Origin of the sequence: Dietzia sp. UCD-THP (assembly GCF_000349585.1) — a bacterium.
GTDB classification, from domain to species: Bacteria; Actinomycetota; Actinomycetes; order Mycobacteriales; family Mycobacteriaceae; genus Dietzia; species Dietzia natronolimnaea_A.
In genome coordinates this window covers 47766-73925 of record NZ_KB714654.1, presented here as the reverse complement: position 1 = coordinate 73925, position 26160 = coordinate 47766, and the positions used below count along the sequence as shown (strand labels likewise).

Below are 26160 nucleotides of genomic sequence, written 5' to 3'. Positions count from 1 at the left end.
CGCGCGGAGTCGGACGTGCTCAGCGGACCGAGCGCCAGCCCCGGTCGCGCACCGGGATCGGTCCCGCTCCGGGCGTCCGCGGGAGCGCGCTGCGCTTGCGGACCGCGAGACCCGAGTCGTGGAGCGCCTGCAGGACGAACTGGCCGCGGCGGTACCCGGTCTCGGCGCTCGAGTCGGCGAAGGTCGGGACGATGGTCGCGGCACCCAGCACGCACTCCCCGACCACCGACCACAGGGTCTCGACGCTGCAGTTGCTCACACGGGCGAGGCCGTCGAACACCGGGCCCAGCGTCATCCGCGAACGACAGGCGAGCCAGTGGGCGAGCGCCTGTTCGCACGGCAGGACCACCGTCCCCGGGGAACCCGCCCTCGGGTCGTCGCCCAGGACCCGCAACGTGGTGTCGCGGACACCCGCCCAGTCGAGCCCCCCCTCGATATCGGTACGGACCGCGAGGTTCTCCGCTCCGGTGTCCCACACCCGGCCGATGGTGACGAAGCTCGCGACCGCGCGGCCGATCACCCCGTGGGCGAACGCGTCCGCGACCAGATAGGTCGAGAATCGGATGTCCCCGGACTCCGCGAAGTAGTCGCGGAACATCGTCTCCACCCGTCCGCCGTCCACGGCTCGCTCCAGGGGAACCCACCGGCGGCGGGACTGCGTACCGAGATCCGCGATCGAATAGAACTTCGGGTATCCCGGCCTGAAACCCGCGAGCACCTCGACGGTGTCGTCGAACACCGTGCACGAACCCACCGCGTGTGTGGGCAGCATGGAACTGGTCATGTCTGCTGCTTCCCCCTCGATGATCACTTCCCGTTCAGGGCCAACCACCCACCGGTGCCAGTCCGCGGCGCGTTTCCCCCCGTTCCGCGGGTAGACCGGTGTTCAGGCCCGGTAATAATTGATACAACAGGCCGCCTACTGTATCCAAGGTTTTTTTGGTGGCTCCGCGAATCAGTGCACTCAGTGCACCACTGATATGTCAGCAAGCAATCGGGGTCCAGCGCACCCCCTGACACGCCCCGATCTCCCATCGACGCAGGTCCATCGCTCGGCGGACCGTGGACTAGTCTGGGACCCATGAGTACTGAGCGCGAGGACGCGCAGCCGACTTCAGACACCAACGGCACCGCCGACATCGGAGTCACCGGACTCGCCGTGATGGGCTCGAACATCGCCCGCAACTTCGCCCGCCACGGGTACACGGTCGCGGTCCACAACCGCTCCGCCGGGAAGACCGACGCGCTGCTGGACGAACACGGCGGAGACGGGGCATTCGTCCGCACCGAGACGATCCAGGAGTTCGCCGCCGCGCTGCGGTCCCCGCGCCGGGCGCTCGTCATGGTTCAGGCCGGCGCCCCCACCGATGCGGTGATCGAGGCCCTCGCCGACGCGTTCGACGAGGGTGACATCATCATCGACGGCGGCAACTCCCTCTACACCGACACCATCCGCCGGGAGAAGGCGATGGCCGACCGGGGGATCCGGTTCATCGGCGCCGGGATCTCCGGCGGCGAGGAGGGCGCACTCGAGGGTCCCTCGATCATGCCGGGGGGACCGGCCTCGAGCTACGAGGTCGTCGGGCCCATGCTGGAGGACATCTCCGCGAAAGTGGACGGGACCCCGTGCTGCACCCACATCGGCGAGGACGGCTCCGGCCACTTCGTCAAGATGGTGCACAACGGGATCGAGTACTCGGACATGCAGCTCATCGGGGAGGCGTATCACCTCCTCCGCGGTGTGGCCGGCATCGAGCCGGCGGCCATGGCCGACGTGTTCCGCGAGTGGAACACCGGCGAGCTCGACTCCTACCTCATCGAGATCACCGCGGAGGTGCTCGCCCAGGTGGACGCCGAGACCGGGGCGCCGTTGGTCGACGTGATCGTCGACCGCGCGGGGCAGAAGGGGACCGGCCGCTGGACGGTCAAGTCCGCTCTCGACCTGGGAGTCCCTGTGACCGGCATCGCGGAGGCGGTCTTCGCGCGCGCCCTGTCCAGTTCGGTTCCGCAGCGCGAGGCGGGTCGGGCACTGCCCTCCGGCGCCGTGTCGACCCCGCGCGAGACCGGCGCCGAGTTCATCGAGGACGTCCGACGAGCGCTGTATGCGTCCAAGGTCATCGCCTACGCCCAGGGGTTCGACCAGATCACCGCCGCCACCGCCGAGTACGGGTGGGATGTCGCGCGGGGCGACCTGGCCACGATCTGGCGTGGGGGGTGCATCATCCGCGCCACCTTCCTCGACCGCATCCGTGAGGCCTACGCCGAGAACACCGACCTCCCCACCCTGCTGGCGGCACCGTACTTCGCCGAGGCCCTCGCCGACTGTGTCGACAGCTGGCGCCGCGTCGTCACCACTGCGGTCACCGCGGGGATCCCGGCGCCCGGATTCTCCGCCGCCCTGGCCTACTACGACGGGCTCCGGACCGAGCGACTTCCCGCCGCACTCATCCAGGGTCAACGCGACTTCTTCGGAGCCCACACCTACCTGCGGACCGACCGGGAGGGCAGCTTCCACACTCTGTGGAGCGGCGATCGTACGGAGGTGCGGGCCTGACCGGCTCGGCTCAGACCGATCTGGGCCGCCTCCTCGCCGAGCTCGGCGTGTCGGTCCCGGTCAGGCACGCCGTCTCCACCGTCGTCGACGGAGCCGCGAGCGCGATCCAGGCCGCCGCGCTCGAGGACGCGGTGGCCGGCCGAGATCTCCTCGCGGTCGCTCCGACCGGCTCCGGCAAGACCCTGGTGTTCGCCATCGCCGTGGCGCACCGTCTGGCCGGGGCCCCGAGCCTGCCTCGTCGTCCGCGCGCCGTCGTGGTCGCGCCGACCCGCGAGCTGGCGGTACAGAACGCCGAGGTACTCGCCGAGGTCGGCGCGGGTGCAGGCCTCCGCGTGGCCACGTTCGTCGGAGGCCAGCCACTGTCCAAGGATCGCCGGACCCTGGTGGCGCCGGTCGACATCGCGGTGGGAACCCCGGGCCGCCTCACCGATCTGATCCGAACGGGTGACCTGTCCACCGAGGATGTCCGGGTCCTCGCCCTGGACGAGGCGGATCACCTGCTGGGGCCGTCCTTCGTCGAGCAGACGGCGGTCCTGCTGGCGGACTGCGGTGACGCGACCCTGTTGTCGACAACGGCCACGGCGGACCCCGGGGTCGAGGACGCCCTACGACGCCGGCGACCGGGGCTGTGTATCCACCGGGTGGACTCCCCCACCGCCCCGCCACCGGGGCACTCCCCCACTTCCCCGTCACAGGCGCCCGTCGCCGCGGCGGGAGCACCCCGACGACTGATCGTCGTCACCGCATCGGATCCCGACTCCTACGCGGTCGCCCTGGCGGCCCGGTGCCGACGGGCATTGTTCTTCGTCACCCGCCGCGACGCGGTCGAGCAGTTGCGCGCCTCGATCTCGGCTACCGGCGTCACCGCCGCCGGAGTGGCGGGTTCCGCCTCGCCGACGAGACGATCCGGTGCCTTCGCCGATCTCGCCTCGGGAAAGGTCCGGGTCCTGGTGAGCACCGACCTCGCCGGGCGCGGACTCGATCTCGACGGGATCGGCCACGTCATCCACGTCGGCCCGCCGCATTCCGTCGAGGATCTGGTCCATCGCTCAGGCCGTACCGGGCGCGGGGACGACACCGCCGGGGTGGTGGCCGCGGTGGTCAGACCGTCGGAGGTCGCACGGATCAGTGCGCTCGCACGTGAGGTGGGCATGACCGTCGACGTCGTCGATCCCACCCGACCACGCGCCGCCACTCTCCTCGACGACCTATTCGGACCGGAGATCACGCCACCCCGCCGTCGGCGGGAACCCGCGCCACCGGCGCGGTCCCGACGCCCGGCCCGGTCCCGGGTGCACCGCCCCAAGAAGAAGCGACGCACGTGATTACTAGCCATCGCGCACCCGAGGTCGTCCTGCTTCCCGAAGCCCTCTGGCGCACACTGGAACTCCGGCACACCGGGGCCGTGGATTCGATGACCGGAGATCACCTCGAGCGACGACGACGAGGTGAGCCCCACCCGGTCGCGGACTTCCTCTTCACCTACTACCGGACGAGCGTCGCCACCGTCCGCCGCTGGCACCCCGGCCCCGGCATCATCCTGGAGAACGCCCACCTGACCGAGCGGGTCCACTGGCGCCACTACGAGCGGGCCTCCATGCGTGGCCGGACCGGACTGCTCGTGGATCCCGGATCCGTCCTGACCCGCTGCGGTCCCCGTATCTCGCGGGCACGCGAGATCGTCGAGGCCACCGCCTCGAGGCCGGGCGCCATGGGGTGTTTCGGCCTCCATGAATGGGCCATGCTCTACCGCGGTGGGGACGACGACGTCCGGCACCGCCGGGTCCCTCTACGGGTGTCGCACGCGCGGATCGACGAGGTCGTCGAGCAGTCCCGGCTGCGATGCACCCACTTCGACGCCTTTCGGTTCTTCACCGATCCGGCCGTCCCCCTCAACCACCACGTGCTCACCCGCGAGGGGCAGGTCCGACATGAGCAACCGGCCTGTCTGCACTCCGGCATGGATCTCTACTCGCACGTCGCGGCCATGGAGGCCGGTGCTCCCGGCGAGCTCCTGCGGGACACGCTGGGCGCCGCATTCGATGCCCGCGAGGTCGATATGCGGTCCTCCCCCTACGACCTCTCCGCCTGGGGTCTGGAGCCGATCCCGGTGGAGTCGCCCGAGGGCCGTGCGGTGTTCGTCGCCCACCAGCGCGCGTGGATCGGGCGGACACAGGCGCTCCGAGCCCGCTTCCTGGAGTCGGTCCGGCGCCTGGAGCCCTCGACACTGAAGCCCTCGACACCGGAGTCGTCGAGACTGGACTCGTCGAGACCAGTCCTGTCGGTCGACAGCGACGGACGACCCGTCAGGCGGGAACAGCACCGAACAGCCGCTGGGCGACCCCGGTGATCACGCTGCCGAGTTCGGTGTAGGCGTCGTCGTCGGCGGTCGCGGTGCGAAGCACCAGGCCCATCGTCCGGCCGGGGGCGGGCTCGCGGAACCGGGCCACTCCTAGTCCCGGGTCGCGACTCTCGGACACCACGGCGGACTCCGGGACGATCATCACCCCGAGTCCCCCCGCGACGCATCTCACCGCGGTGGTTAGGGACGCCGCGCGCGACCCGCCACGGCCCAGGATCGGAGCCGACACCCGCCGACACAGGTCCACCGTCTGGTCACGCAGGCAGTGCCCCTCGTCGAGCATGAGGAGGGGCAGTTCCACGAGCGCCTCCAGGGAGAGGTCGTCACGCCCGTCGAGCGGGTGGCCGGCCGGGACGAGGAGTGCGAACGGTTCGGCGTACAGCGGCATGCCTGCCGCGCCCGCCGCATCGGTCGGCAGGGCCATGATCGCCACGTCGAGCGCACCCGACCGCAGCTGCTCGAGCAGTCGCGCGGTCTGGTCCTCGACGATCCGCGGCCGCAGATCCGGGAAGCGGTCCGAGAGAGCGGGAAGGAGCCCCGGCAGCAGGTACGGGGCGGCCGTGGGGATCACACCGATCCTGACGTCTCCGGACATCGGACCCCCGCTACCCGCGGCGATGTCTGCCACGGCGTCCATCGCACCCACCGCCGCCCGCGCGAACGGGAGGAGTTGGTGCCCGACCGGTGTGACGAGCACGGTCCTGGTGCTGCGTTCGACCAGATGGACCCGCAACCCCTCCTCCAGTGTCGCGAGGGCCTGGGAGAGGGAGGGTTGACTCATCCCCAACTCCTCAGCGGCACTTCGGAAGTGAAGGCGTTCCGCGACCGCGAGGAACACCCTGAGCTGGGTCACGCTCGGAACGAACCGCTGATTGACCATGTCGATCAGTGTAGAGCGATCGATAGCTCGCCGTCGATGATTATTTGCTCCCCCCTATGAGTGATCTTTGCCTCATTAGGCTTCACCTCTCACCGGATGTCGGGCATAGTCTCTGCTGCCCGTTGAATGACGGCCGCCAACTTCAGGAGGACACATGGCTATTCTCACCATCGGTGACCAGTTCCCCGACTTCACGCTGACCGCGCTCAAGGGCGGCGACCTCCAGCAGGTCAACGCCCAGCAGCCCGAGGACTACTTCGAGACGATCACCAACCAGTCCTACGCCGGCAAGTGGCGCGTGATCTTCTTCTACCCGAAGGACTTCACCTTCGTCTGCCCCACCGAGATCGCGGCGTTCGGCAAGCTCGACGAGGACTTCCAGGACCGCGACACGCAGGTTCTGGGTGGTTCGATCGACAACGAGTTCGCCCACTTCAACTGGCGTGCGACCAACGACGAGCTCAAGGGTGTCCCGTTCCCGCTCCTGTCCGACATCAAGCACGAGCTGATCCGTGAGCTCGGTGTGGAGAACGCGGACGGGGTCGCCGACCGCGCCACCTTCATCGTCGACCCGGACAACGTCATCCAGTTCGTCTCCGTGACGCCGGACGCCGTGGGCCGCAACGTGGACGAGGTCCTCCGGGTGCTCGACGCGCTCCAGTCGTCCGAGGTCTGCGCGTGCAACTGGCAGAAGAACGACCCGACGAAGAACATCAACAAGATGGACATGTTGCAGGAGGGGATCAAGTGAGCATCGAGAACCTGAAGTCCGGACTCCCCGAGTTCGCGAAGGATCTCAAGCTCAACCTCGGGTCACTGGCGCGTTCCACCGAGCTGACCCCTCAGCAGCTGTGGGGCACCTTCCTGGCCACCGCCGCGGCGACCCGGTCGGAGACCGTGTTGTCCGAGATCGCCGATGAGGCGCGCGAGCATCTGACCGAGGAGGCGTTCAACGCCGCCCTGGGTGCCGCGTCCATCATGGCCATGAACAACGTGGCCTACCGCGCCAAGGAGTTCCTGGGCGACGACTACACCCAGGTCCGGATGGGCCTTCGGATGAACATCATCGCCAACCCGGGCGTGGAGAAGGCCGACTTCGAGCTCTGGTCCATGGCCGTCTCGACCATCAACGGCTGCGAGAACTGCACCGCCGCGCACGATGACGTCATCCGCAAGGAGGGCATCACCAAGGAGCAGGCCTGGGAGGCCGTCAAGATCGCCGGCACCGTGGCCGGAGTCGCTCAGGCTGTGGAGATCCACGCCAACGTCTGACGCCCCGTTCCGGGCACCGAAGCCAGAGCCCCGTCGACATCGTCGACGGGGCTCTGCTGTGTGACCTGCCTTTCCCTGAAGTGCCTCTCCCAAAAACGCCGTGGTGGGACTAGGTTCGGACGCGGAGGAGTGGAAATATCATTCACACCAGTTCCGCGCCACCGAACCGACGAGAGATGGAGATGCCATGACCACCGGAGGCACACCGCCGCAAGGCGGGTACCCGAATGATCCGAACGGCCCCGGCCCCACCCCCCAGAGCTGGGGCGGGGAGCCATACGGAGGCCAGGGTGACGCCCAGGGCTTCGGTCAACAGTCCTTCGGGGGCCACGGATACGGGGACGCCTACCCCCAGTCCGGCCCGGCGGATTGGCCGGTGATGTCCGGCAAGGTGTCCGCGACCGACTCCATCGGCGCGGGCTGGCAGATGTTCAAGAACAATCCCCTGCCGTGGGTCCTGATCATGCTGATCATGTTCCTCGCCAACGGCGTGGGGAGCTGGATCCAGAACTCGCAGTCTGCATCGGTGTCGTTCGTGGGCTCGATCCTCACGATCGCGGTGAGCCTGGTGTTCCAGGCCTTCCTCATCCGGGGCGCCCTGCTTGAGGTCGACGGCCACAAGCCGGAGATCGGCGACTTCTTCAAACTCCACAACTTCGGGGCGTTCGTCATCGCGGCGATCCTCGTGGCCATCGCGACGACCATCGGGTTCATCCTGCTGATCATCCCCGGGATCGTGATCGCGTTCTTCCTGTACTGGACTCTCCACTTCGTCGTGGACCGCAACATGACCGCCATCGACGCGATGAAGTCCAGCGTCAACGCGATCAAGTCCGATGCCGGCAACCTCTTCGCCCTGGCCCTGCTCAACATCCTCATCGTCATCGCCGGTGCCCTGGCCCTGCTCGTCGGGTTGCTGGTCGCGGCCCCGGTCGCCGCCCTGGCATCCGTGTACGCCTATCGCACCATCACCGGTCCGAGCGACTTCTCGCGCATGGCCACCAGCGGGGTCTGATCGCAGCCTCACACGCACTCGCGGGCGACCGGTGACCCGCTCCCACAGGGAACTGCCCCCGACGATTCCGTCGGGGGCAGTTCTCGTGTCCACGACGGCAGCCCTCTGCCACCGTGGATCGGGGATCACTCGTCGGAGGCGTCCCGGGCCACAGCGGGCTCGTTCTCATGCGCCATCGCCCGTCGGACAGCCCAGATCGTCGCGGCGAACGCCACCAGCGCCAGCGGCCACCCCATGGCGATCCGCGCGGCCCCGAGCCAGTTGACCTCGTCGTTCAGGTAGAGCGCGTACTGCAGGACGGCACGGATCGCGAAGAGACCGGCCCAGATCCAGGTGGCGATGGCGTACCACCCTCGCGCGGGCGGGTTCCGACGCCACGCCATCCCTCTACCGTCGATCAACCCCCAGATCACGCCGACGAGCGGCCAGCGCACGAGCGCGGACAGCGCGAAAGCCCCGCCGTACACCGCCTGCGTGATGATGCCGTAGAGAAAGTACCCCTTCGCGTCGCCTGTCCGCCAGGCGATCAGCACACCGATGGCGACACCGATGAACCCGGAGATCGCCGGCTGGGGGTTCTCCCGTCTGACCAGGGACCACGCCAGCATGGCGACCGCCACACCGAGCGCGGCCCAGATCGCCACCGTCAGCCCCCAGAACCCGTTGACCGGGACGAAGGTCAGGATCGGGATCGAGGAGTAGACGAGCCCGCGGACACCGCCCATCTGCTCGAGCAGCGAGGCGTCCGGATCACCGAACGCGGACTTCCGCTCAGGTGGCGTGTCCACGGCGGGGGCGTCCCCGGTGTTCTCGGTGGAGGCCTGATCCCCCGCGCGTTCAGACTCGGTCACGCTTCTCCTCCGCGTCCCGCGCCCGGTTGTCCGCTGAGCAACTCGTAGCGTGGATTGAATATGATCTTCTGGCCGGACCGGACCCCTATGCGGCCGGTCACCTTGATGAACCGGCCGGTGTCGATCCCGGGAATCGATCGCCGCCCTAGCCAGCACACGTCGACAGCCCCCGTGCCGTCGTAGACCTCGGCGGTCACGCCCAGGAACTGCTCTCCCCCGCCGGACAGGACCGTGCGCACCCGCCCGGCCAGGGTCACCAGTTGACCTCGCTGCGCACTCTCGACCGGCGAGCTGCACAGTCCCTGCACCCGCCCGGCCAGGTCCACGGCGTCGAGGGACTCGAGCGGCGCGGTCAGGCGGGACGAGAGTCCTCGGAACATCCGCGAGACGGACATGGCTTGCCTCTCAGCGCGTCGGCGGGGTCAGAGGTCGTCGGAGGTGCGGAGTCGGTCCATGGCGCCGGCGTCTCTGCGAGGAGGCGACCCGGGCTGCTGCTGGGCCTGCCCCGGCGACGGTGTCGACGCGGGCGCCTGGGGAGACGAGGGGGCCTGGTTCTGTGCGGCCTGGGGCTGGCTCTGCGCGGCCTGGGGCCGCACCTGCGGCGCGGCCTGGCCCTGCTGACCCGCCGCCATCTGCTGCTGGTAGGCCTGGGCTTGCTGCTGCGCCGCGAGTTGCGACTGCGCCTTGACCAGCGCCTGCTGGATCTCGTCGGGGATGGTCAGCGGCAGCGCCTCGCTTACGGGCATCGGCCCGTCACCACGGTTGATCATGAGGTGCGCGAACACCTCCCGGCCCTCCTCGGCGGCCTGCTCTGCCAACTCCGGGGTGGCCATGATGCGCACCTCGGCGGTCCACCGGTGCCCGTCGACCCCGATGGCGCGGAAGACCGCGCCCGGCATCGCGGCCACCAGCTCACGACCCCACGGGCCGTCGACGACGGTCACCTCGGCTCCCTGCGCCTCGAGTTGCTCGCGCATGCCCGCGACCATGGTCCGCCACTGCCCTGCGGACTTCGGCGCGGCGAAGGCGCGCGGGATGACCCGGGAGACGGAGGTGACCACGTGGAATTCCGGCTGACCGTTCGGGTCCAGCGCGACGTTCAGATCGCGCCCCTTGGGGACGCCGATCACCAGGGACCCTAGATCGATGTGTCCGTACCCGAGGTCGGTGTAGTACCGGGCCACGTCCCCGACCGAGGAGCGGTCGTGAGGACCGGTCGTGGACGGTGCGGAGTCCGCGGGCTCCGCGGGGGCGGCGGCGACGCGGTCCCCGGTCACCGACTTCTTGCGTCCGAACATGGTCGAATCCTCTCCGCGTACGACCCGGTCCCGGACGGGACCGTGCCTCTTGACGCTACCCAACGATGAATGGCGCCGGTCAGGCCAGGCGGTGGTGACCGCCGGTCGACCCGTGACCCCGGTCGCCCCGGGCGGTCTGATCGAGCTCGTCGACCTCGAGGACCTCCCAGAGCTCGACCCTCTGGATGATCAACTGCGCGATCCGGTCCCCGCGGCCGATCCGCACCGGCTCGGACGGATCGAGGTTGACGAGATTGACCTTGATCTCGCCCCGATATCCCGAATCGACGGTCCCCGGCGCGTTGACGATCGAGAGCCCCGCACGCGCGGCGAGCCCGGATCTGGGGTGGACGAGTCCCGCATATCCGTCCGGGATGGCCACGGATACCCCCGTGCCCACAAGTGAACGATGCCCGGGCTCCAGCACGAGGTCCTCGGCGGAGTAGAGGTCGATGCCCGCATCCGAGGGGTGTGCGCGGGACGGCACCGGGAGACCCGGGTCCAACCTCCGTAGACGCAACGGTCCGCCCCCTCCGGGCGAGTGATCCGGGTTGTTCATCGCTGTACGCCCTCCTGCCGGGCGGAGCCCGGGTGATGGATAGTCTTGATCTCGTGACCGAAGATGATCTCCGACCGTCTCCCGACCGTGTCCCGCGTCGCGTTCACTCGGAACGATTGCGGGTACCGGGATGGTGGTGGCTCGTGCTGGCCGCCGTCACCGCCCTCGTCGTCGCGGTGGCCTCGATCCTGGGCGCCCCGTGGTGGCTGTGGCTCCTGTGCGTTGTCGTGCCCGCCCTGTTCGCCTGGCTCTTCGTCACCGTCGGTCGCGAGAGTATCGAGGTCGAGGCCGACGGTCAGGGCGGAGGAACCCTCTACGCGGGCCGGGCGCGGCTGCCGTTCGAGGCGATCGCGCGGAGCGCCGTCGTGCCCGCGACCGCCAAGCAGGCCGCGATGGGGCGCCAGCTCGACCCGGAGGCGTTCGTCGTGCATCGCGGTTACGTCCCCACCATGGTGATCGTCGTTCTGGACGACCCGCTGGACCCCACGCCCTACTGGCTGATCAGCACCCGCGATCCGGAGGGTCTCGCGGCCGCCCTGCCGGACACGCGCTACAGCTGAACGATCAGCCCGCGCAGTCCACGCAGATCGGCAGACCGTCCCTCTCCAGGGCGAAACGACTGCGGTGGTGAACGAGGAAACACTCGCCGCAGGTGAACTCGTTGTCCTGTTCAGGGATCACGCGGACGGTGAGTTCCTCCCCTGAGAGGTCCGCCCCGGGAAGCTCGTAGGACTCGGCGGTGTCCGTCTCGTCCACGTCGACCTCGCCGGTGGCACCCTCCGCCCTTCGGGCCTTGAGTTCCTCCAGCGAATCGCCGGCCAGCTCATCGGCTTCGGTCCGGCGGGGTGCGTCGTAGTCGGTTGCCATGTGTCTCTTCTCTAGCGGTCTGGTGACGAGGGGCGGACGGTGCGATCGTGGACCGACCGGCGCCCGCATATTAGCGGAATCCAGCAGGGATTTCATCCGCGCTGGCGGACCGTGTCCCCGTCGGGTCGCCGATCGCGCGGCGATTACAGTGATGGCGCGGACCCGGGCCGGGCTCCGACACCGTTTCCCCTGCAGGAAGGGCCCTCATGGTCGTCCACCTCAGCGCCCAGGCGACACCCAGTCCGACCCCCGCTCGGGGGTTCGGCCGGATGCGCAGCCCCTACGTCCTGTTCGTGGTGGCCGCGTTGGTCCTCGGGGGTCTCGTGTGGGTGACCGCCCTGAGGGGGAGCGATGCCGCGACACAGGCCGCCGCCTGCCCGGTGACGCCGGCCGCCCAGGAGGCGGGCCTGGAGGAGCAACCCGCCGGCGCGCTCGACTCCGTCGAACCGGCCGTGCTCTCGGACACGAGGATCCGGGTGCTCAACGCGAACGGGCAGAGCGGGCAGGCGGGCGCGGTCGCCGCCCAGCTCGTCGAGCGCGGATTCCAACCGGTGGGGGCCGATGCCACCGGGAACGACCCCGTGTACGCCCAGGATCTGGAGTGTCACGGCCAGATCCGGTACGGGGAGGCCGGGCAGGCGAACGCCCGCTCACTCTCGCTCGCGGCGCCGTGCATGCAGCTGGTGGCCGACGGGCGGACCGATTCGTCGGTGGACCTGGTGCTGGGGACGATCTTCTCCCGGCTGTCGGATTCGGCGGAGAGTGTGGGCGCACTCGACGAGCTGAAGCTGGGTCGTCAACCGATCTCCGCTGAGCTGGACGCGGCGCGCTCGGTCAACTGCTGACCGGACCCCCGAGGCCCTCGAGCGCGGCCAGGAAGTCTTCCGCCACACCGGGCGCGGCGGCGACGGTGGGGACCTCGTCGTCGGCGGCGACCCTCACCATCGCGCCGGCCTCGGCGGCGATCAGCGCCCCGGCCGCGTGGTCCCACGGCTTGAGGCAGCGCTCGAAGTAGGCGTCGATGCGGCCGGTGGCGACCATGCACAGGTCCAGCGCCGCGGAGCCGCACCGTCTGATGTCACGGATCCGTGGGAGGAGGGCAGCGACCGCTCGCCCCTGCTCCGCCCGAACGTCCGCGTCGTAGGAGAACCCGGTGCCGACGAGCGCCATCGACAGGTCGTCACACGCTGACGCCGTGAGTCCGGTCACCGTTCCCGCGGCGGATCGTAGGCTCGATCCGCGGCCGACCGCCGCGGTCCAGGTCTCGCCGGTGACGATGTTGTGCACCGCCCCCGCGAGCACCACCCCGTCGACCTCGGCCGCCACGGAGACAGCCGTGAAGGGGATCCCGTAGAGGAGGTTGACCGTTCCGTCGACCGGGTCCACCACCCACCTGACCACGCCCCGCCCGGCGGCGGGAGGCTCCTCGCCGCCCTCTTCACCGCCTTCCTCGCCACCCTCCTCACCCAGGACCCGGTCACCGGGCCGCTCGGTGGTAACCAGCTCGCGCAGATGCCGCTCGACGGTGGTGTCGATGACGGTCACCGGGTCGGTCGCCGAGCTCTTGGCGCGTGGATCCAGCCCTGTGGAGTCGAACTGCTCCAGCATCCGCCGGGCAACGCCCCCGCCCGAGACCGCGAGCCGGTCCGCGAACATCCTCAACTCGTCGACATCCACCGGATGGTCTCGTCCGGCGAGGCCCTCCACCGTCTGCTCCGACACGTCTTCTCCCCTCGTCATCACCGAATGGCCCGGTCCCCCGGCGCACCGGGCGGATACTCTGACGAACGGGTGCTCGCCCGCCCCCATCGTGCCCCGCCGGCCCGGTGGTCTCCAACCCTCAGCCGTGACCCCGCGGCCCGTCCCACGGGAGCCAGAGATGCCGACCACCAGCCCCTCCGAGCGCACCCAGGCATCGGACACCCCCACCGGCGTGGGGGTGGACGTCGGCGGCACCGGGATCAAGGTCGGACGGGTCGATCTGGGCACCGGCGAACTCATCGGCGACCGGCTGACACACCCCACCCCGCAGCCGGCGACCCCGGACGCCGTCGCCGGGGTCATCCGCTCGATGGTCGAGGAGGTCGGGTGGGACGGACCGGTGGGCGTGGCGCTGCCCAGCGTCATCCACGACGGGATCGCGCGGATCGCCCACAACATCGACCGCTCCTGGGTGGGCTGCGACGTCGTCGCACTGTTCGCCGAGCACCTCCCGGGACGCCCGGTGGTGATGCTCAACGACGCCGACGCCGCGGGGATCACGGAGGTGCACTACGGCGCCGGTGAGGGCGTGGACGGACTGGTGATCCTCCTGACCTTCGGCACCGGCATCGGGTCGGCGTTGCTGCTGAACGGTCATCTGATCCCCAACACGGAGTTCGGGCACCTTCTGGTCCAGGACATCGACGGCCGGGGGGTCGACGAGGCCGAACACCTCGCCTCCGCTGCGGTGCGGCACCGGGACGGGCTGACCTACGAGCAGTGGGCACCGCACGTGTCCAACGTCCTGCGGTCCCTCGAGGACCTGCTGTGGCCTCGCGCCTTCGTCATCGGGGGCGCGATCAGCGAGGCCGCCGAGGAGTGGTTCCCGCTGCTGGAGAACCGCACCCCGGTTCGCGTGGCGGTCCGACGTGGCGACGCCGGGATCATTGGCGCCGCCCTGTACGCGGCGGCGAGCACCGGACTGCTGGACCTGGACGCGACGGTGTCCCCGTCCGACCGCTGATCCCTCGCCGACAGCGCCTGATGCGACCTCCGGGCCCGATCCTCGTTACAATGGCGCAGGCCGGGATCACCTACCGGCCGGGGACGGGCCCGGTACCGCAAGGCGGACGGCTCGCGAGTCGGCACACTGTGCGGCATCGATCCCCGTTTCCCATCGAATCACCGGTTGTGAAGGGGCGTTTGTGGCAGCCACGAAGACCACCAGTTCGGATTCCGCGATGAGCGGCGATCCGTCGGACACCGAGGTCACGGGCGAGGCCCCCGCCAAGAAGACCGCGGCGAGCAGGACACCAGGGAAGAAGACCGCCGCCGCCAAGAAGACCGCGGCCAAGAAGACCGCTCCCGCCCGGAAGACGGCGGCCAAGAAGACCGCCGCGAAGAAGACCGCGGCCAAGAAGACGGCGGGTGCGGGCGATCCCGCGGACGCCGCGTCGATCGACGACGCACCCGTCGAGGCCCTCGAGGTCGAACCGGACACCGCCGAGCTCGAGGACGTCGAGGTCGATGTCGTCGACGTGGAGGACACGGAGGCCGACGAGGAGACCAAGGACGGCCCCACCGCCAAGGACAAGGCGTCGGGGGACTTCGTCTGGGACGAGGACGAGTCCGAGGCCCTCCGCCAGGCCCGCAAGGACGCCGAACTCACCGCCTCCGCCGACTCCGTCCGCGCCTACCTCAAGCAGATCGGCAAGGTCGCCCTGCTCAACGCCGAGGAGGAGGTCGAGCTGGCCAAGCGGATCGAGGCCGGCCTCTACGCCACCTGGTTCATGGCGCAGGTCGCGGAGCGTGGCGAGAAGCTCACCACCGCCCAGCGACGGGACTACAAGTGGATCGAGCGGGACGGGGTCCGCGCCAAGAACCACCTACTCGAGGCCAACCTCCGCCTCGTCGTGTCCCTGGCCAAGCGGTACACCGGTCGCGGAATGGCGTTCCTGGACCTCATCCAGGAGGGCAATCTCGGCCTGATCCGCGCCGTGGAGAAGTTCGACTACACCAAGGGTTACAAGTTCTCGACCTACGCGACGTGGTGGATCCGCCAGGCCATCACCCGTGCCATGGCCGACCAGGCCCGCACCATCCGGATCCCGGTCCACATGGTGGAGGTCATCAACAAGCTCGGCCGCATTCAGCGGGAGCTGCTCCAGGACCTGGGCCGCGAGCCCACCCCGGAGGAGCTCGCCAAGGAGATGGACATCACCCCCGAGAAGGTGCTGGAGATCCAGCAGTACGCGCGAGAGCCCATCTCGCTCGACCAGACCATCGGTGACGAGGGCGACTCGCAGCTCGGCGACTTCATCGAGGACTCCGAGGCCGTGGTGGCCGTGGACGCCGTGAGCTTCACGCTCCTGCAGGACCAGCTCCGCTCCGTTCTCGACACCCTCTCCGAGCGCGAGGCGGGCGTGGTGCGCCTGCGCTTCGGCCTCACCGACGGGCTGCCCCGCACGCTCGACGAGATAGGGCAGGTCTACGGCGTCACGCGCGAGCGCATCCGCCAGATCGAGTCCAAGACCATGTCGAAGCTGCGTCACCCCTCGCGATCCCAGGTCCTGCGCGACTACCTGGACTGAGCTCCGAGACGGAAAAAGGGCCCCGCCGGTGGCGGGGCCCTTCTTCGGTGTCCGGGGGTTGGAGTCGCGGTTCTACCGCGGATCACCAGCTCCGCAGCAAGGAGATACGCTCACGGATCTGATCGGCCGAGGCCATCGGCACCGGTGGACCCCCGCAGGCGTTGCGCAGCTGCGTGTGGATCGCGCCGTGGGACCTCCCCAGACGGCCGGAGTACACCGAGACCAGCGTGTTGAGTTGGCGCCGGAGGTCCTTGAGCTCCGCCGCCGACGCCACCCGGGCGGCCGCCGCGCCCGCGTGCGCCCCCGGGCCGCCGGCATTGCCCGGCAGGGTGGTGCCGGAGATGGCCGGATCCGTTCCCACGCCGACCACGGCGACGGGCCCGGGCGCGGAGGCCTCGCCGGAGGTCCGCCGGATCTGCTCCTTCTCCCGCTGGCGCAGGAGCGCCTTGACGTCATCGGCACCGAGTAGACCCGGAAGCCCGATGTAGTCGGCCTCCTCTTCGCTCCCGGCGAAGGTGGCCGTGCCGTAGGAGGACCCTTCGTAGACGATCTGATCGAGCTCGGCGTCCGCACCGAGGGATATGTATCCCTTGTCCTCCTCGTCGGCGGTGTCGGGTTCGTCCTGCTGCTGGTTCGCCTGGGCCAACAGTTCGTCCTCGAGCCCGTCCTCGCGGTGGGGTTTGCCCAGGACATGATCCCTCTGGGCCTCCATCTGCGAGGCGAGCTGCAACAGGACCGGGACCGACGGCAGGAACACCGACGCGGTCTCCCCGGGCCTGCGAGACCGGACGAACCGCCCGATGGCCTGGGCGAAGTACAGGGGAGTCGAGGCGCTGGTGGCGTACACCCCCACGCTCAGTCGCGGCACGTCCACCCCCTCCGACACCATGCGGACGGCGACCATCCACTCGTCCGTCGAGGCGGAGAACGTGCCGATCCGGCTCGAGGCGGTGGGGTCGTCGGACAGGACGACGACGGGGGCCCGCCCGGTGATCTCCGTGAGCAGTGCCGCGTACTCGCGGGCGCGTTCCTGGTCGGTGGCGATCACCAGCCCGCCGGCGTCCGGGACGCCGCCCGCCCGGATCTGCCGGAGCCGGGTGTGCGCGGCCTGGAGTACCGCCGGCATCCAGTCGCCATGAGGGTCCAGGGCGACCCGCCAGGCGCGGGAGTTCTGGTCCGCGCTGAGCGGTTCGCCGAGCCGGGCGGAGAACTCCTCGCCGGCGTTCGTGCGCCAGCGGGCCTCGCCGGAGTAGGCCAGGAAGACGACGGGCCGCACGACGCCGTCGGCCAGGGCGTCGGCGTAGCCGTAGGAGTGGTCCGCCCTGGACCGCTGATGGCCCTGGCCGTCCGGCTCGTAGGTGACGAACGGGATGGGACTGTCGTCCGAACGAAACGGTGTCCCGGTCAGCGACAGTCGACGCTCGGCATCGTCGAACGCCTCGCGGATGCCGTCGCCCCAGCTCTTGGCGTCCCCGCCGTGGTGGATCTCGTCGAGGATCACCAGCGTTCGGCGGGACGCGGTCCGTTCGCGGTGCTTGAAGGGATGTGAGGCCACCTGGGCGTAGGTGACCACCACGCCGTGGAACTCCGGTGCCAGGGCCCCGGAGGAATTGGAGTACTCGGGATCGAGCGCGATCCCCGCCCTCGCGGCGGCCTCGGCCCACTGGAACTTGAGGTGCTCGGTGGGGGCGACGACAGTGATCGCGTCGACCGTCCGGTCGGCCAGGAGTTCGGTGGCCACGCGCAGACCGAACGTCGTCTTACCGGCGCCGGGGGTGGCCACGGCGAGGAAGTCCTTCGGCCGTGCCATGAGGTACTTGCGCAGGGCGGTCCGCTGCCACGCGCGCAGTGGTGCGCCGGTGGCCGCGGTGGTGGCGGGATCTGCGGTCTGCTCCTCGGTGCCCGGGACCGCGCCGGGATCACTCACCAGGCTTCAGGGTCTCGTAGACGCGCTTGCACTCGGGGCAGACCGGAGAGCCCGGCTTGGCGGACCGGGTGACCGGGAACACCTCGCCACACAGGGCGATCACGTAGGAGCCCATGACCGCGCTCTCGGCGATCTTGCTCTTGTCCACGTAGTGGAAGAACTTGGGCGCGTCGTCCTGCGTCTCCTCGGTCGTGGTGACCTCGGGACGCTCGAGTGTCTTGGTCCGGGTGGTGCTCACCCCCTCATGATGCCGCACGCCACGGCCGCGGCGCCAACGCCGGAGTACCTTGGGGCCATGGCACCCGACTCCCGTCGCACGCGGTCCGAGGATCGGGACGGTTCCGCGAGGCCCGTTCTGATCACCGCCGCGCGTGAGTCCTACCGGGACGAGCTCGCGGCGCGGAAGAAACGGTACTTCCTCCTGATGTCCGTCCGGATCCCCGCGCTGCTCCTGGCCGCAGGTTCCCTGGCTCTGTGGAACAACCCGTGGATCGCGCTGGCCATCGTCGCGGGGTCCATCCCGATCCCGTGGATCGCCGTGCTCAGCGCCAACGACAGGCCTCCGCTACCCAAGGGACAGGCGCGTCTCTACACCGCGGGTGCCCTGTCCGCGAACACACCGTCCGTCGTGCCGCCGGGACTCGCGGGCATCTCCTCGCGTCCCACCCTCTCCCTGCAGGGCCCGGTGGGTGAGGACCCGGTACCCGAGCGGTCCGCGCCCGGCGACGGGGCCCCGGAGGGCACCGACTCCCCGAAAGGCCCCGACTCCCCGGGCGGCGCCGACCTCCCCGACGAGAGCGACGACGCCCGGTGACCCCTGCAGTCCCGACGCTCACCCGGCTCGCGCCGCTCCTGGCGGAGGCCTTCCGAGAGCACCACTTCACGGTCCCCGGGCTGGAGAATGCACTGGGGCCGGCGGCGATCGCGGCCCTCGCGCGCTCTGATTCGGCATCCGTCCGGAGGCACGCCCGCACAGCCGGACCGACCGGGACGTTGGTCCGTCTGTTCGTGCTGAACGACGCGGTCCCCGAGAGCGAGGTCGTCCTGGCCCTGCCCGGGGTGGACGCCGAGGACGGGATCGATGCCGGGTTGTGGACGCGCCCGTCCGCCCCCGGAGGAACCCTTCGTGCACTCCTCGACCTCCGCCCGGTGGACACCGGCCACGGCACGCGATGGGTGTTCGCCGACATCGACGGGTCGATGGTGCACTCCCCGACGAGGTCCGATCACGTTCTGGGAGTGGGTCAGGCCACGCTGTCCCTCCTGAGGATCACCCCCACCTCCCGGGTGGACTCGGTTCTCGACCTGGGCACCGGCTGCGGCATCCAGATGGTGCACGCCCTCGAGACCGCGGCGACGGCGACGGGCACCGACATCACCCCGCGGTGCCTGGCGTTGGCCGCCGCCACGCTCGCGATCAACGGGCTGGACGGGGAACTTCTCTCCGGCCCCTGGTTCGAGCCCGTGGCTCACCGACGATTCGACCGCGTCGTCGCCAACCCACCGTTCGTGGTGGGCCCCGCGGATCCCGGGCACTCGTACCGGGAATCCGGTCTCTCCCTCGACGGTGCGAGTCAGACGGTCGTCTCCGGGGCCCACGGCCACCTGACCGAGAACGGCACCGCGGTCATCCTCGCCTCGTGGGTGGAGCGTCAACACACCGACTGGAGGACCCACGTGGCATCGTGGATCCCCTCGGAGGGCGTGGAGGCCTGGGTGCTGCGTCGCGACCGCTCGGACCCCGAGCTCTACGTGTGGACATGGCTCACCGACGAGGGCATGGATCCGCGGGACGAGTCCACCGCCCTCGCCGCCGAGAACTGGCTCGATCATCTCGGAGACCACGAGGTCGACGGGATCGGGTTCGGGTACGTCTACCTACGGCGGATCGACGGCGCCTCGTCCGTGCTCTGCGAGGACCTGACCCACCCCTTCGACGAGGGGCTCGGCGACGAGGCCGAGGCCTACTTCGCGCGGTCGGCGTGGCTGCGGTCGGCCACGCACCAGCAGGGCGGGCAGGCGCGCGCGCTGGACACGACCGTGTTCACGGTCTCCCCCGATGTCTATCTCCACTCCTCGGAGAGCCTGGCGCCGGACCCCGATCCCCCGGCAGAAGAGGATCCCGATTCCGAGGCGCGGACCGGATCAGTGATCGTCGAACGCGTCACCGGTGCGCGCTGGCGCCACGAGATCGACCCCCTGACCGCGACCGTCCTGCGGGGCGCACGGATGGGCGCGCTGCCCCTCGAGGATCTGGTGCTCCTGGCCGCCGCCGGGGCGGGCGAGGACCCGGCGACACTGGCGGACCCCGTGCGCAAGGTCGTGTCCGACCTGTTCCTCCACGGTGTCATGGTCCCCGCCGGGGTTCCCGGGATGCTCCCGCCCGGCGTCCGGGCCGCGGTGTGCGCGGGGCCCGCGGACCGATGAGAGCCGTGATCTCCCGGGTCACCGAGGCGTCGGTGACCGTGGACGGGGCCGTGGTGGCCGCGCTCCCCGGCGCCGGACTGCTGGTCCTGCTCGGCGTGTCCACCGACGACGACGAGACGGACATCTCCACGATGGTCCGCAAGATCGCGGAACTGCGCATCCTGCGGGGCCGGTCGGGCGCGGATGAGGCCGGTGCGGTCCGGGACTCCCCGGTCGAGGTGGGCGCGGTCGAGGTCGGCGCACCCGTCCTGGTGGTCAGCCAGTTCACCCTCATGGGGTCGACGGCGAAGGGGCGCAGGCCGTCGTGGTCCCACGCCGCCCCCGGCGCGCAGGCCGAAGCGGCTGTCGATGCGGTGGTCCGCGGGCTCCGGGAGCGTGGGCTCGAGGTCGCGACCGGGAAGTTCGGAGCGATGATGCAGGTCAGTTCCGTCAACGACGGCCCGTTCACCGTCCTCGTCGACACCTCGGGGTCCCGCGCCTCGTGACGGGTGTCATCATCCCGGGAACATTCCCGGCGGCCCCGCCGTTGTAGCAGTACGTGACCGTGACCCGGACACGCGCCCGTTCCGTCCATCAGCAACCGACCGCCGGCTCTGATCTCCCCGGGCCGGCAGGAGGAGGAGACATGACGTCAGCCACCACCCGATCGGACCGTCGGACGGAGGCGGAGTCGGAAGGCCAGAGCCCCAGTGCGGACCTCGTCCGCGTCTACCTCAACGGGATCGGCAAGACCGCCCTCCTCAACGCGGAGGACGAGGTCGAGCTCTCCAAGCGTATCGAGGCCGGTCTGTACGCCTCCCACCTCCTGGCCACCAAGAAGCGGATCGGTCCCACGAAGAAGGCGGACCTCAAGGTGATCGTCGCCGAGGGGGAGGCGGCCCGTGCACACCTGCTCGAGGCCAACCTCCGACTGGTGGTCTCCCTGGCCAAGCGCTACACCGGTCGCGGTATGCCGCTGCTCGATCTCATCCAGGAGGGCAACCTCGGACTGATCCGTGCCATGGAGAAGTTCGACTACGCCAAGGGGTTCAAGTTCTCGACCTACGCCACGTGGTGGATTCGCCAGGCGATCACCCGGGGCATGGCCGACCAGTCCCGCACCATCAGGCTCCCCGTGCACCTGGTGGAACAGGTCAATAAGCTCGCCCGCATCAAGCGGGAGCTGCACCAGCAGCTCGGACGCGAGGCGACCCTGGATGAGCTGGCGGAAGAGTCGGGAATCCCCGCACACAAGATCGAGGAGCTGCTCGACCACTCCCGGGACCCGGTGAGCCTGGACATGCCGGTCGGCGCCGACGAGGAAGCGCCCCTGGGCGACTTCATCGAGGACGCCGAGGCCACCAGCGCCGAGAACACGGTCGTGACCAACGTGATGCACTCGGACGTGCGCGCGGTGCTGTCCACGCTCGAGGAGCGCGAGCAGCAGGTCATCACCCTGCGCTTCGGGCTCGACGACGGCCAACCGCGCACGCTCGACCAGATCGGCAAGCGTTTCGGTCTCTCGCGAGAGCGTGTCCGTCAGATCGAGCGCGAGGTCATGGCGAAGCTCCGGGAGGGGCGCCGCGCCGACAAGCTCCGCTCCTACGCGGTCTGAGGGACGGACGGGTCACACGGGGACACGACGCAGCCCCGGCCGCCGGAGCGGGTTCACCCCGCCGAGGGAGCCGGGGCTGCGTTGCGCATGGGCCCCGGCTTCCGTGTCCGGCTAGCGCGGTCGCCGGGGGCCCTCACCGGCTAGCGCAGTCGCCGGGGGCCCTCGTCCCCACTGGACCTCGGGGGCGGGCCCAGGTGCACCTGCGCGTACAACACCGCCACCCCGTCGGGGGCGGCGAGCGCGGGGTCGATGGACAGGCGTCGCAGCTCCGGGACGTCCTCCACCAGGCACGACACCCGGCCCATGAGTTCCACCAGTGCCTCCCGGTCAGCCGGTGTGTCCCCGGCGTACCCGTCGAGAATGGGCGCGGCGCGCGGGCGATCCAGGAGCGATCGGGCCTCGGAGGGGGAGACCGGCAGGGTGCTGAACGCGCGATCGGCGAGGAGGTCCGAGAGCATCCCGGACACCCCGAACGAGATGAGCGAGCCGAAGATGGGGTGGTCCGCCACCCGGATGGTCACGGCGACCCCCTTGGTGGCCATCTTCTGCACGTGCAGTGACGGCGACCCGGTGGTCGCCTGGAGGTCCTCGAAGGCGTGCCGCACCGCCGCCGCATCGGTCAGGTCCAAACGGACGCCGGACTGGTCACTGCGGGTCCGCCACTTCTCCCCCATCGCCTTGACGGCCACCGGGTACCCGAGTTCCTCGGCCGCCATGGCCGCCTGCTCGACCCCGGCCACGACGAAGTAGTCCACGATCCCGACCCCGTAGCATTCGAGCAGACTCCGGACCTGCCCCTGGGTGAGTTCGAACGAGGTGCGTCCGGCGTTCGAGTGGCAGAGCGAGTCCACGAGGTCCCGTGCGCGGGCGCGGTCGATGTCGTCGTACTCGGCGGGTTCCTCGGCGGGCTGGTCCAGCCACTCGGCGTAGCGGCGGGCACGGACCAGGGCCGACACCGCACGCTCGGGGTACGGGTACGAGGGGATGGACCCCCGCGCGGCCACGCCGGAGTCGTCGGTGACGGTGAGCCCCTCCGGCAGCCCCTCGCCGGCCAGGAACGTACTCACGACCGGCTTGGAGCTGCCGGACGCCGCGGCGCGGATGGCCTCGGCGTACGCGTCGGGCTCGGTGGCCACCGGTGGCACGAACACCGTGAGGACCGAGTCCACCTCGTCCCGGGCGACAACGTCGGCTATCGCGGTGCGGAAGTCCTCGGGAAGAGCCCCGGCTCCCAGGTCCACCGAGTCCGCCACCGTGAATCCCTGCAACCGCGCGGAGTCCCCGCCGAGACGGCCGACGGCCGTCGAGTTCCCGACGATCGCCAGGCGTCCGCCCGCGGGCAGCGGCTGGTAGGCGAGCAACGTCGCGGTGTCGAACATGTCGGTGATGGAGTCCACCTGGATGAGGCCGGAGTCGCGGAACAGTCCACGGATGGCCGAGGCGGTCAGACCCCGTACCCCGGATTCCAGGTCGTCGACGGCCCTCCGGACCACGACGACCGGCTTGTTGCGGGCCACCCGGCGCGCGATCCTGGAGAACTTGCGGGCGTTGCCGAAGCTCTCGAGGTAGAGCAGGACCACCTCGGTCCCGGTGTCGGTGTCCCAGTACTGGAGTAGATCGTTGCCGGAGACATCGGCGCGGTTACCCGCGGAGACGAAGGTCGACAGCCCCAGACCGCGGCGGGCGGCGGCGGCGAGGATGGTGATGCCGAGGGCACCGGACTGGCAGAAGAACCCGGCCCGTCCGGGTCCGGGGACCACCTCGGCGAGGGTGGCGTTGAGTTGGACGTCGGCGGAGGTGTTGATCACCCCGAGCGCATTGGGGCCCACCACCCGCATCCCGTGCGCCCGGGCCTCGCTCACCAGACGACGCTCGGACACCACGCCTGCGCTGCCGACGTCGGAGAACCCGGCCGAGATCACCACGAGCGTCGACACGCCCTTGGACAGGCAGTCGTTGAGCACCTCGGACATGGACGCGGCCGGGACCGCCACGACGGCGAGGTCGACCGGGTCGGGGATGTCGCGGACGCTGGCATAGGCGCGGACGGACTGCACCGAGGTCGCATCGGAGTTGACCGGGTACACCGGACCGGAGAACCCGTTGCCGATGAGGTTGCGCAGGACGGTGTGGCCGATCTTGCCGATCTGGTCGGAGGCGCCGATGACCGCCACCGACGCGGGGGTGAGAACCCTCGCGACACTGCGCGCCTCGGCCGCCGTCTCGCGCGCGTTGCGGACGTTCGTCAGGGCCTCGGTGGGGTCGATCGCGAACTCGAGGTGCAGGGTGGATCCGTCGAAGGAGCGGGAGATCTCGTACCCCGCCCGACGGAACACCTGGATCATCGACCGGTTCTCGGACAGGACCTCCGCCTCGAAGTGGTCGATCCCGCACTCGGCGGCGGACCCCGCGAGGTGCTCCAGGAAGATCGATCCGAGCCCCCTGCCCTGGTGCTGGTCAGAGATGGTGAACGCCACCTCGGCGAAGGTCGAGTCGGGAAGGCGTTCGTAGATCGCCATCCCGATGATCTCCGCTCCCAGCTCCGCGACGAACGCCATGCGGTCGCGGTAGTCGACATGGGTCATCCGCTGCAGTTCCTTGGCCGACAAGACGTCATGGGAACCGAAGTAGCGCAGGTAGCGCGTCCGCTCGGAGAGACTCGAGTGGAAGCGCGCGATCTTCTCCGAGTCGTTGGGCAGGACCGGGCGGATCCGCACCGCCCGGCCGTCGGAACCCAGGACGTCGGCCGCCCACTCGTGGGGGTACCCCTCCGGATACTCGTCCACCGTCGTGTCGGTGGAGGCGTGCTCCGGCGGAGTGACGACGGGCGCATCGCCCTCGGGGGTGCCGCCCTCGGGGGTGGCGCCCTCGGGGGTGCCGACGTCGGTCGTTCCGTCACCGGGGTTGGCCATCGTGGTCCTCCAAGAGACTTCAGTGGTGGATGGTGGGCACCCGCGCGCGGGCGTGGCGGTCAGTCCCGGGGGTCGTCCGGGTCGAGCCCGAGAAGGGGGTAGACGGAACGGCGGGTGTCGAGGATCGACTGGTCGAGTCGGGCCAGCGTCCGGTCGACCTCTCCACCGCGATCGGCGCCGGCGGGCTCCCACGGCGTGTGCGCGGGGGCGGCGCCGTCACTCATCGTCCGCGGGACCCTGTCCGGAACGGTGTACCGCGCGGCCATGGCCGCCCATTCCTCCGGCACCCGGGTCCCCGGATCCACGGGGGCCCCGAGGATCGCGGCGATGAGATGGGTCCACGACCGCGGAACCACCCGGACCAGCTCGTACCCGCCTCCGCCGATCGCGATGATCCGCCCCTCGCAGAGCTCCTCCGCGAGCGCGATCACCTGGAGGTAGGACTCCCGGTGCCCGTCGACGGTGAGAGAGAGGTCGGCCAGCGGGTCCTCCCGGTGCGAGTCGCACCCGGCCTGCATGACGATGATCTGCGGCTCGAACGCACGCAGGGCCCCGGGGACGACGGCGTGGAAACCCCTCAGCCACAACCCGTCAGTGACCGCGGGCAGGAACGCGAGGTTCACCGCGGTGCCCTCCGCCCGCCCGACACCCGTCTCCGACGCCCACCCGGTCGACGGCCACAGCGTGGCGGGGTGCTGGTGCAGGGACACCGTCAGCACACGCGGATCCTCGTAGAAGGCCGCCTGGACACCGTCCCCGTGGTGGACGTCGACGTCGACGTAGGCGATGCGGTCGTACCCGTTGTCCAGCAACCAGCTGATGGCGACCGCGGCGTCGTTGTACACGCAGAACCCGGCCGCGGCGGCGGGCATGGCGTGGTGCATGCCGCCCGCCACGGACACCGCCCGGGTCGCCGCGCCGCTGGCGATCGCGCGCGCGGCCGCGAGGGTCCCACCCGCCACCGCGGCGCTCGCCTCGTGCATGGCCGGGAACGTCGGGTTGTCCGCCGTGCCGAGTCCGTGGCTCATCCCGTAGTGCTCACCGGGGGGCAGGTCGCCGGCCGCCTTGACCGCGCCGATGTAGCGCGAGGTGTGGACGCGCAGCAGCTCCTCATCACTCGCCGAACCGGGGTCGAGCATCTCCACGCCCTGCAGAACCCCCAGCTCAGTGGCGAGAGACATCGTCAGATCGAGTCGGCGGGGGCTCATGGGATGGTCGGCGGAATGCTTGTACTCCATCAGCGACGGACTCCACACCACCGCCGCGGCGACGCCGTCCCGGATACCGGCCATTGCCACCCGTCCTCCCCTCTCACCGGGACGCTCCCGGCCACCCACATCCGGTGGGATC

The 26160-nt window shown here is 70.1% G+C and carries 26 protein-coding genes; 14 read left to right on the top strand and 12 right to left on the bottom strand.

The window, feature by feature from the left end; genetic code table 11:
• Nucleotides 1–19 precede the first annotated feature (19 nt).
• Complete coding sequence (locus tag H483_RS33520; RefSeq protein WP_031265053.1) at nt 20–784, bottom strand: hypothetical protein; 765 nt, start codon at nt 782–784, stop codon at nt 20–22.
• Nucleotides 785–1081: 297 nt separating this feature from the next.
• Between H483_RS33520 and gndA the strand changes: the two genes are divergently transcribed.
• From gndA to H483_RS33505, 3 genes are read left to right on the top strand one after another with little or no spacing between them, the layout of a single operon-like run.
• Nucleotides 1082–2554, top strand: a complete 1473-nt coding sequence (gene gndA, locus H483_RS33515) for an NADP-dependent phosphogluconate dehydrogenase (RefSeq protein WP_017837730.1) — start codon at nt 1082–1084, stop codon at nt 2552–2554.
• Nucleotides 2521–3879 carry a DEAD/DEAH box helicase gene (locus H483_RS33510; RefSeq protein WP_017837729.1) on the top strand — a complete coding sequence of 453 codons (1359 nt, stop codon included), beginning with the start codon at nt 2521–2523 and terminating at the stop codon, nt 3877–3879. The genes gndA and H483_RS33510 overlap by 34 nt, the downstream gene beginning before the upstream one ends.
• Nucleotides 3876–4904 carry a hypothetical protein gene (locus H483_RS33505; RefSeq protein WP_193746890.1) on the top strand — a complete coding sequence of 343 codons (1029 nt, stop codon included), beginning with the start codon at nt 3876–3878 and terminating at the stop codon, nt 4902–4904. The genes H483_RS33510 and H483_RS33505 overlap by 4 nt, the downstream gene beginning before the upstream one ends.
• On the opposite strand, the gene H483_RS33500 is transcribed toward H483_RS33505, so the two are convergent.
• Entirely contained in the window at nt 4861–5796 is a 936-nt protein-coding gene (locus tag H483_RS33500; protein WP_017837727.1) for a hydrogen peroxide-inducible genes activator, read from the bottom strand. The genes H483_RS33505 and H483_RS33500 overlap by 44 nt on opposite strands.
• Nucleotides 5797–5950: 154 nt before the next feature.
• Between H483_RS33500 and H483_RS33495 the strand changes: the two genes are divergently transcribed.
• From H483_RS33495 to H483_RS33485, 3 genes are all read left to right on the top strand, one after another.
• The gene (locus H483_RS33495) at nt 5951–6547 is read left to right on the top strand and encodes a peroxiredoxin (RefSeq protein WP_017837726.1); all 597 of its coding nucleotides are present in this window, start codon (nt 5951–5953) and stop codon (nt 6545–6547) included.
• Nucleotides 6544–7068, top strand: coding sequence for a carboxymuconolactone decarboxylase family protein (locus H483_RS33490; RefSeq protein ID WP_017837725.1), 525 nt, complete (start codon nt 6544–6546; stop codon nt 7066–7068). Before H483_RS33495 ends, H483_RS33490 begins: the two co-directional genes overlap by 4 nt.
• Before the next feature lie 187 nt (nt 7069–7255).
• Nucleotides 7256–8083 (top strand): hypothetical protein, encoded by an 828-nt coding sequence (locus H483_RS33485; protein WP_017837724.1) that lies wholly within the window; start codon nt 7256–7258, stop codon nt 8081–8083.
• A gap of 125 nt (nt 8084–8208) precedes the next feature.
• On the opposite strand, the gene H483_RS33480 is transcribed toward H483_RS33485, so the two are convergent.
• The 4 genes from H483_RS33480 to dut form a co-directional block, all read right to left on the bottom strand.
• Nucleotides 8209–8808, bottom strand: a complete 600-nt coding sequence (locus tag H483_RS33480; RefSeq protein ID WP_042329992.1) for a DUF3159 domain-containing protein — start codon at nt 8806–8808, stop codon at nt 8209–8211.
• Between the two features lie 122 nt (nt 8809–8930).
• Nucleotides 8931–9329 carry an OB-fold nucleic acid binding domain-containing protein gene (locus H483_RS33475; protein ID WP_017837722.1) on the bottom strand — a complete coding sequence of 133 codons (399 nt, stop codon included), beginning with the start codon at nt 9327–9329 and terminating at the stop codon, nt 8931–8933.
• A gap of 27 nt (nt 9330–9356) precedes the next feature.
• Nucleotides 9357–10232 carry a DUF3710 domain-containing protein gene (locus H483_RS33470; RefSeq protein WP_017837721.1) on the bottom strand — a complete coding sequence of 292 codons (876 nt, stop codon included), beginning with the start codon at nt 10230–10232 and terminating at the stop codon, nt 9357–9359.
• Nucleotides 10233–10311: 79 nt separating this feature from the next.
• Entirely contained in the window at nt 10312–10791 is a 480-nt protein-coding gene (gene dut, locus H483_RS33465) for a dUTP diphosphatase (RefSeq protein ID WP_017837720.1), read from the bottom strand.
• Between the two features lie 53 nt (nt 10792–10844).
• Between dut and H483_RS33460 the strand changes: the two genes are divergently transcribed.
• Nucleotides 10845–11351: a DUF3093 domain-containing protein gene (locus H483_RS33460; protein ID WP_052308385.1), complete on the top strand. Its 507-nt coding sequence runs from the start codon at nt 10845–10847 to the stop codon at nt 11349–11351.
• A 4-nt stretch (nt 11352–11355) separates the two neighbouring features.
• On the opposite strand, the gene H483_RS33455 is transcribed toward H483_RS33460, so the two are convergent.
• Nucleotides 11356–11658 carry a DUF4193 domain-containing protein gene (locus tag H483_RS33455; RefSeq protein ID WP_017837718.1) on the bottom strand — a complete coding sequence of 101 codons (303 nt, stop codon included), beginning with the start codon at nt 11656–11658 and terminating at the stop codon, nt 11356–11358.
• A 206-nt stretch (nt 11659–11864) separates the two neighbouring features.
• Between H483_RS33455 and cei the strand changes: the two genes are divergently transcribed.
• The gene (gene cei / locus H483_RS33450) at nt 11865–12503 is read left to right on the top strand and encodes an envelope integrity protein Cei (protein WP_017837717.1); all 639 of its coding nucleotides are present in this window, start codon (nt 11865–11867) and stop codon (nt 12501–12503) included.
• On the opposite strand, the gene H483_RS33445 is transcribed toward cei, so the two are convergent.
• Nucleotides 12493–13380 carry an inositol monophosphatase family protein gene (locus H483_RS33445; protein ID WP_017837716.1) on the bottom strand — a complete coding sequence of 296 codons (888 nt, stop codon included), beginning with the start codon at nt 13378–13380 and terminating at the stop codon, nt 12493–12495. The two genes, cei and H483_RS33445, sit on opposite strands and share 11 nt — an antisense overlap.
• A gap of 157 nt (nt 13381–13537) precedes the next feature.
• Between H483_RS33445 and ppgK the strand changes: the two genes are divergently transcribed.
• On the top strand, nt 13538–14383 hold the full coding sequence (gene ppgK, locus H483_RS33440; protein ID WP_017837715.1) for a polyphosphate--glucose phosphotransferase: 846 nt from the start codon (nt 13538–13540) through the stop codon (nt 14381–14383).
• A 181-nt stretch (nt 14384–14564) separates the two neighbouring features.
• Nucleotides 14565–15950 (top strand): RNA polymerase sigma factor, encoded by a 1386-nt coding sequence (locus tag H483_RS33435; RefSeq protein WP_017837714.1) that lies wholly within the window; start codon nt 14565–14567, stop codon nt 15948–15950.
• Nucleotides 15951–16032: 82 nt separating this feature from the next.
• On the opposite strand, the gene H483_RS33430 is transcribed toward H483_RS33435, so the two are convergent.
• Together H483_RS33430 and H483_RS33425 are read right to left on the bottom strand one after the other, a co-directional pair.
• A complete protein-coding gene (locus H483_RS33430; RefSeq protein ID WP_371204660.1) occupies nt 16033–17880 on the bottom strand; it encodes a DEAD/DEAH box helicase in 1848 nt (615 codons plus the stop codon).
• Nucleotides 17870–18115 carry a DUF3039 domain-containing protein gene (locus H483_RS33425; protein WP_017837712.1) on the bottom strand — a complete coding sequence of 82 codons (246 nt, stop codon included), beginning with the start codon at nt 18113–18115 and terminating at the stop codon, nt 17870–17872. Before H483_RS33425 ends, H483_RS33430 begins: the two co-directional genes overlap by 11 nt.
• 57 nt (nt 18116–18172) lie before the next feature.
• Here H483_RS33425 and H483_RS38830 point away from each other — a divergent pair, with 57 nt between their 5' ends.
• The 4 genes from H483_RS38830 (at nt 18173) to H483_RS33405 (ending at nt 21898) form a co-directional block, all read left to right on the top strand.
• Nucleotides 18173–18691 (top strand): DUF3099 domain-containing protein, encoded by a 519-nt coding sequence (locus H483_RS38830; RefSeq protein ID WP_017837711.1) that lies wholly within the window; start codon nt 18173–18175, stop codon nt 18689–18691.
• Nucleotides 18688–20304, top strand: a complete 1617-nt coding sequence (locus tag H483_RS33415) for a methyltransferase (protein WP_017837710.1) — start codon at nt 18688–18690, stop codon at nt 20302–20304. The genes H483_RS38830 and H483_RS33415 overlap by 4 nt, the downstream gene beginning before the upstream one ends.
• A complete protein-coding gene (gene dtd, locus H483_RS33410; RefSeq protein WP_031265051.1) occupies nt 20301–20789 on the top strand; it encodes a D-aminoacyl-tRNA deacylase in 489 nt (162 codons plus the stop codon). The genes H483_RS33415 and dtd overlap by 4 nt, the downstream gene beginning before the upstream one ends.
• A gap of 140 nt (nt 20790–20929) precedes the next feature.
• Nucleotides 20930–21898, top strand: a complete 969-nt coding sequence (locus tag H483_RS33405; RefSeq protein ID WP_017837708.1) for a sigma-70 family RNA polymerase sigma factor — start codon at nt 20930–20932, stop codon at nt 21896–21898.
• A gap of 140 nt (nt 21899–22038) precedes the next feature.
• On the opposite strand, the gene H483_RS33400 is transcribed toward H483_RS33405, so the two are convergent.
• Together H483_RS33400 and H483_RS33395 are read right to left on the bottom strand one after the other, a co-directional pair.
• Nucleotides 22039–24810, bottom strand: coding sequence for a GNAT family N-acetyltransferase (locus H483_RS33400; RefSeq protein ID WP_017837707.1), 2772 nt, complete (start codon nt 24808–24810; stop codon nt 22039–22041).
• A 59-nt stretch (nt 24811–24869) separates the two neighbouring features.
• Nucleotides 24870–26102: an acetoin utilization protein AcuC gene (locus H483_RS33395; protein ID WP_017837706.1), complete on the bottom strand. Its 1233-nt coding sequence runs from the start codon at nt 26100–26102 to the stop codon at nt 24870–24872.
• Nucleotides 26103–26160: the final 58 nt, after the last annotated feature.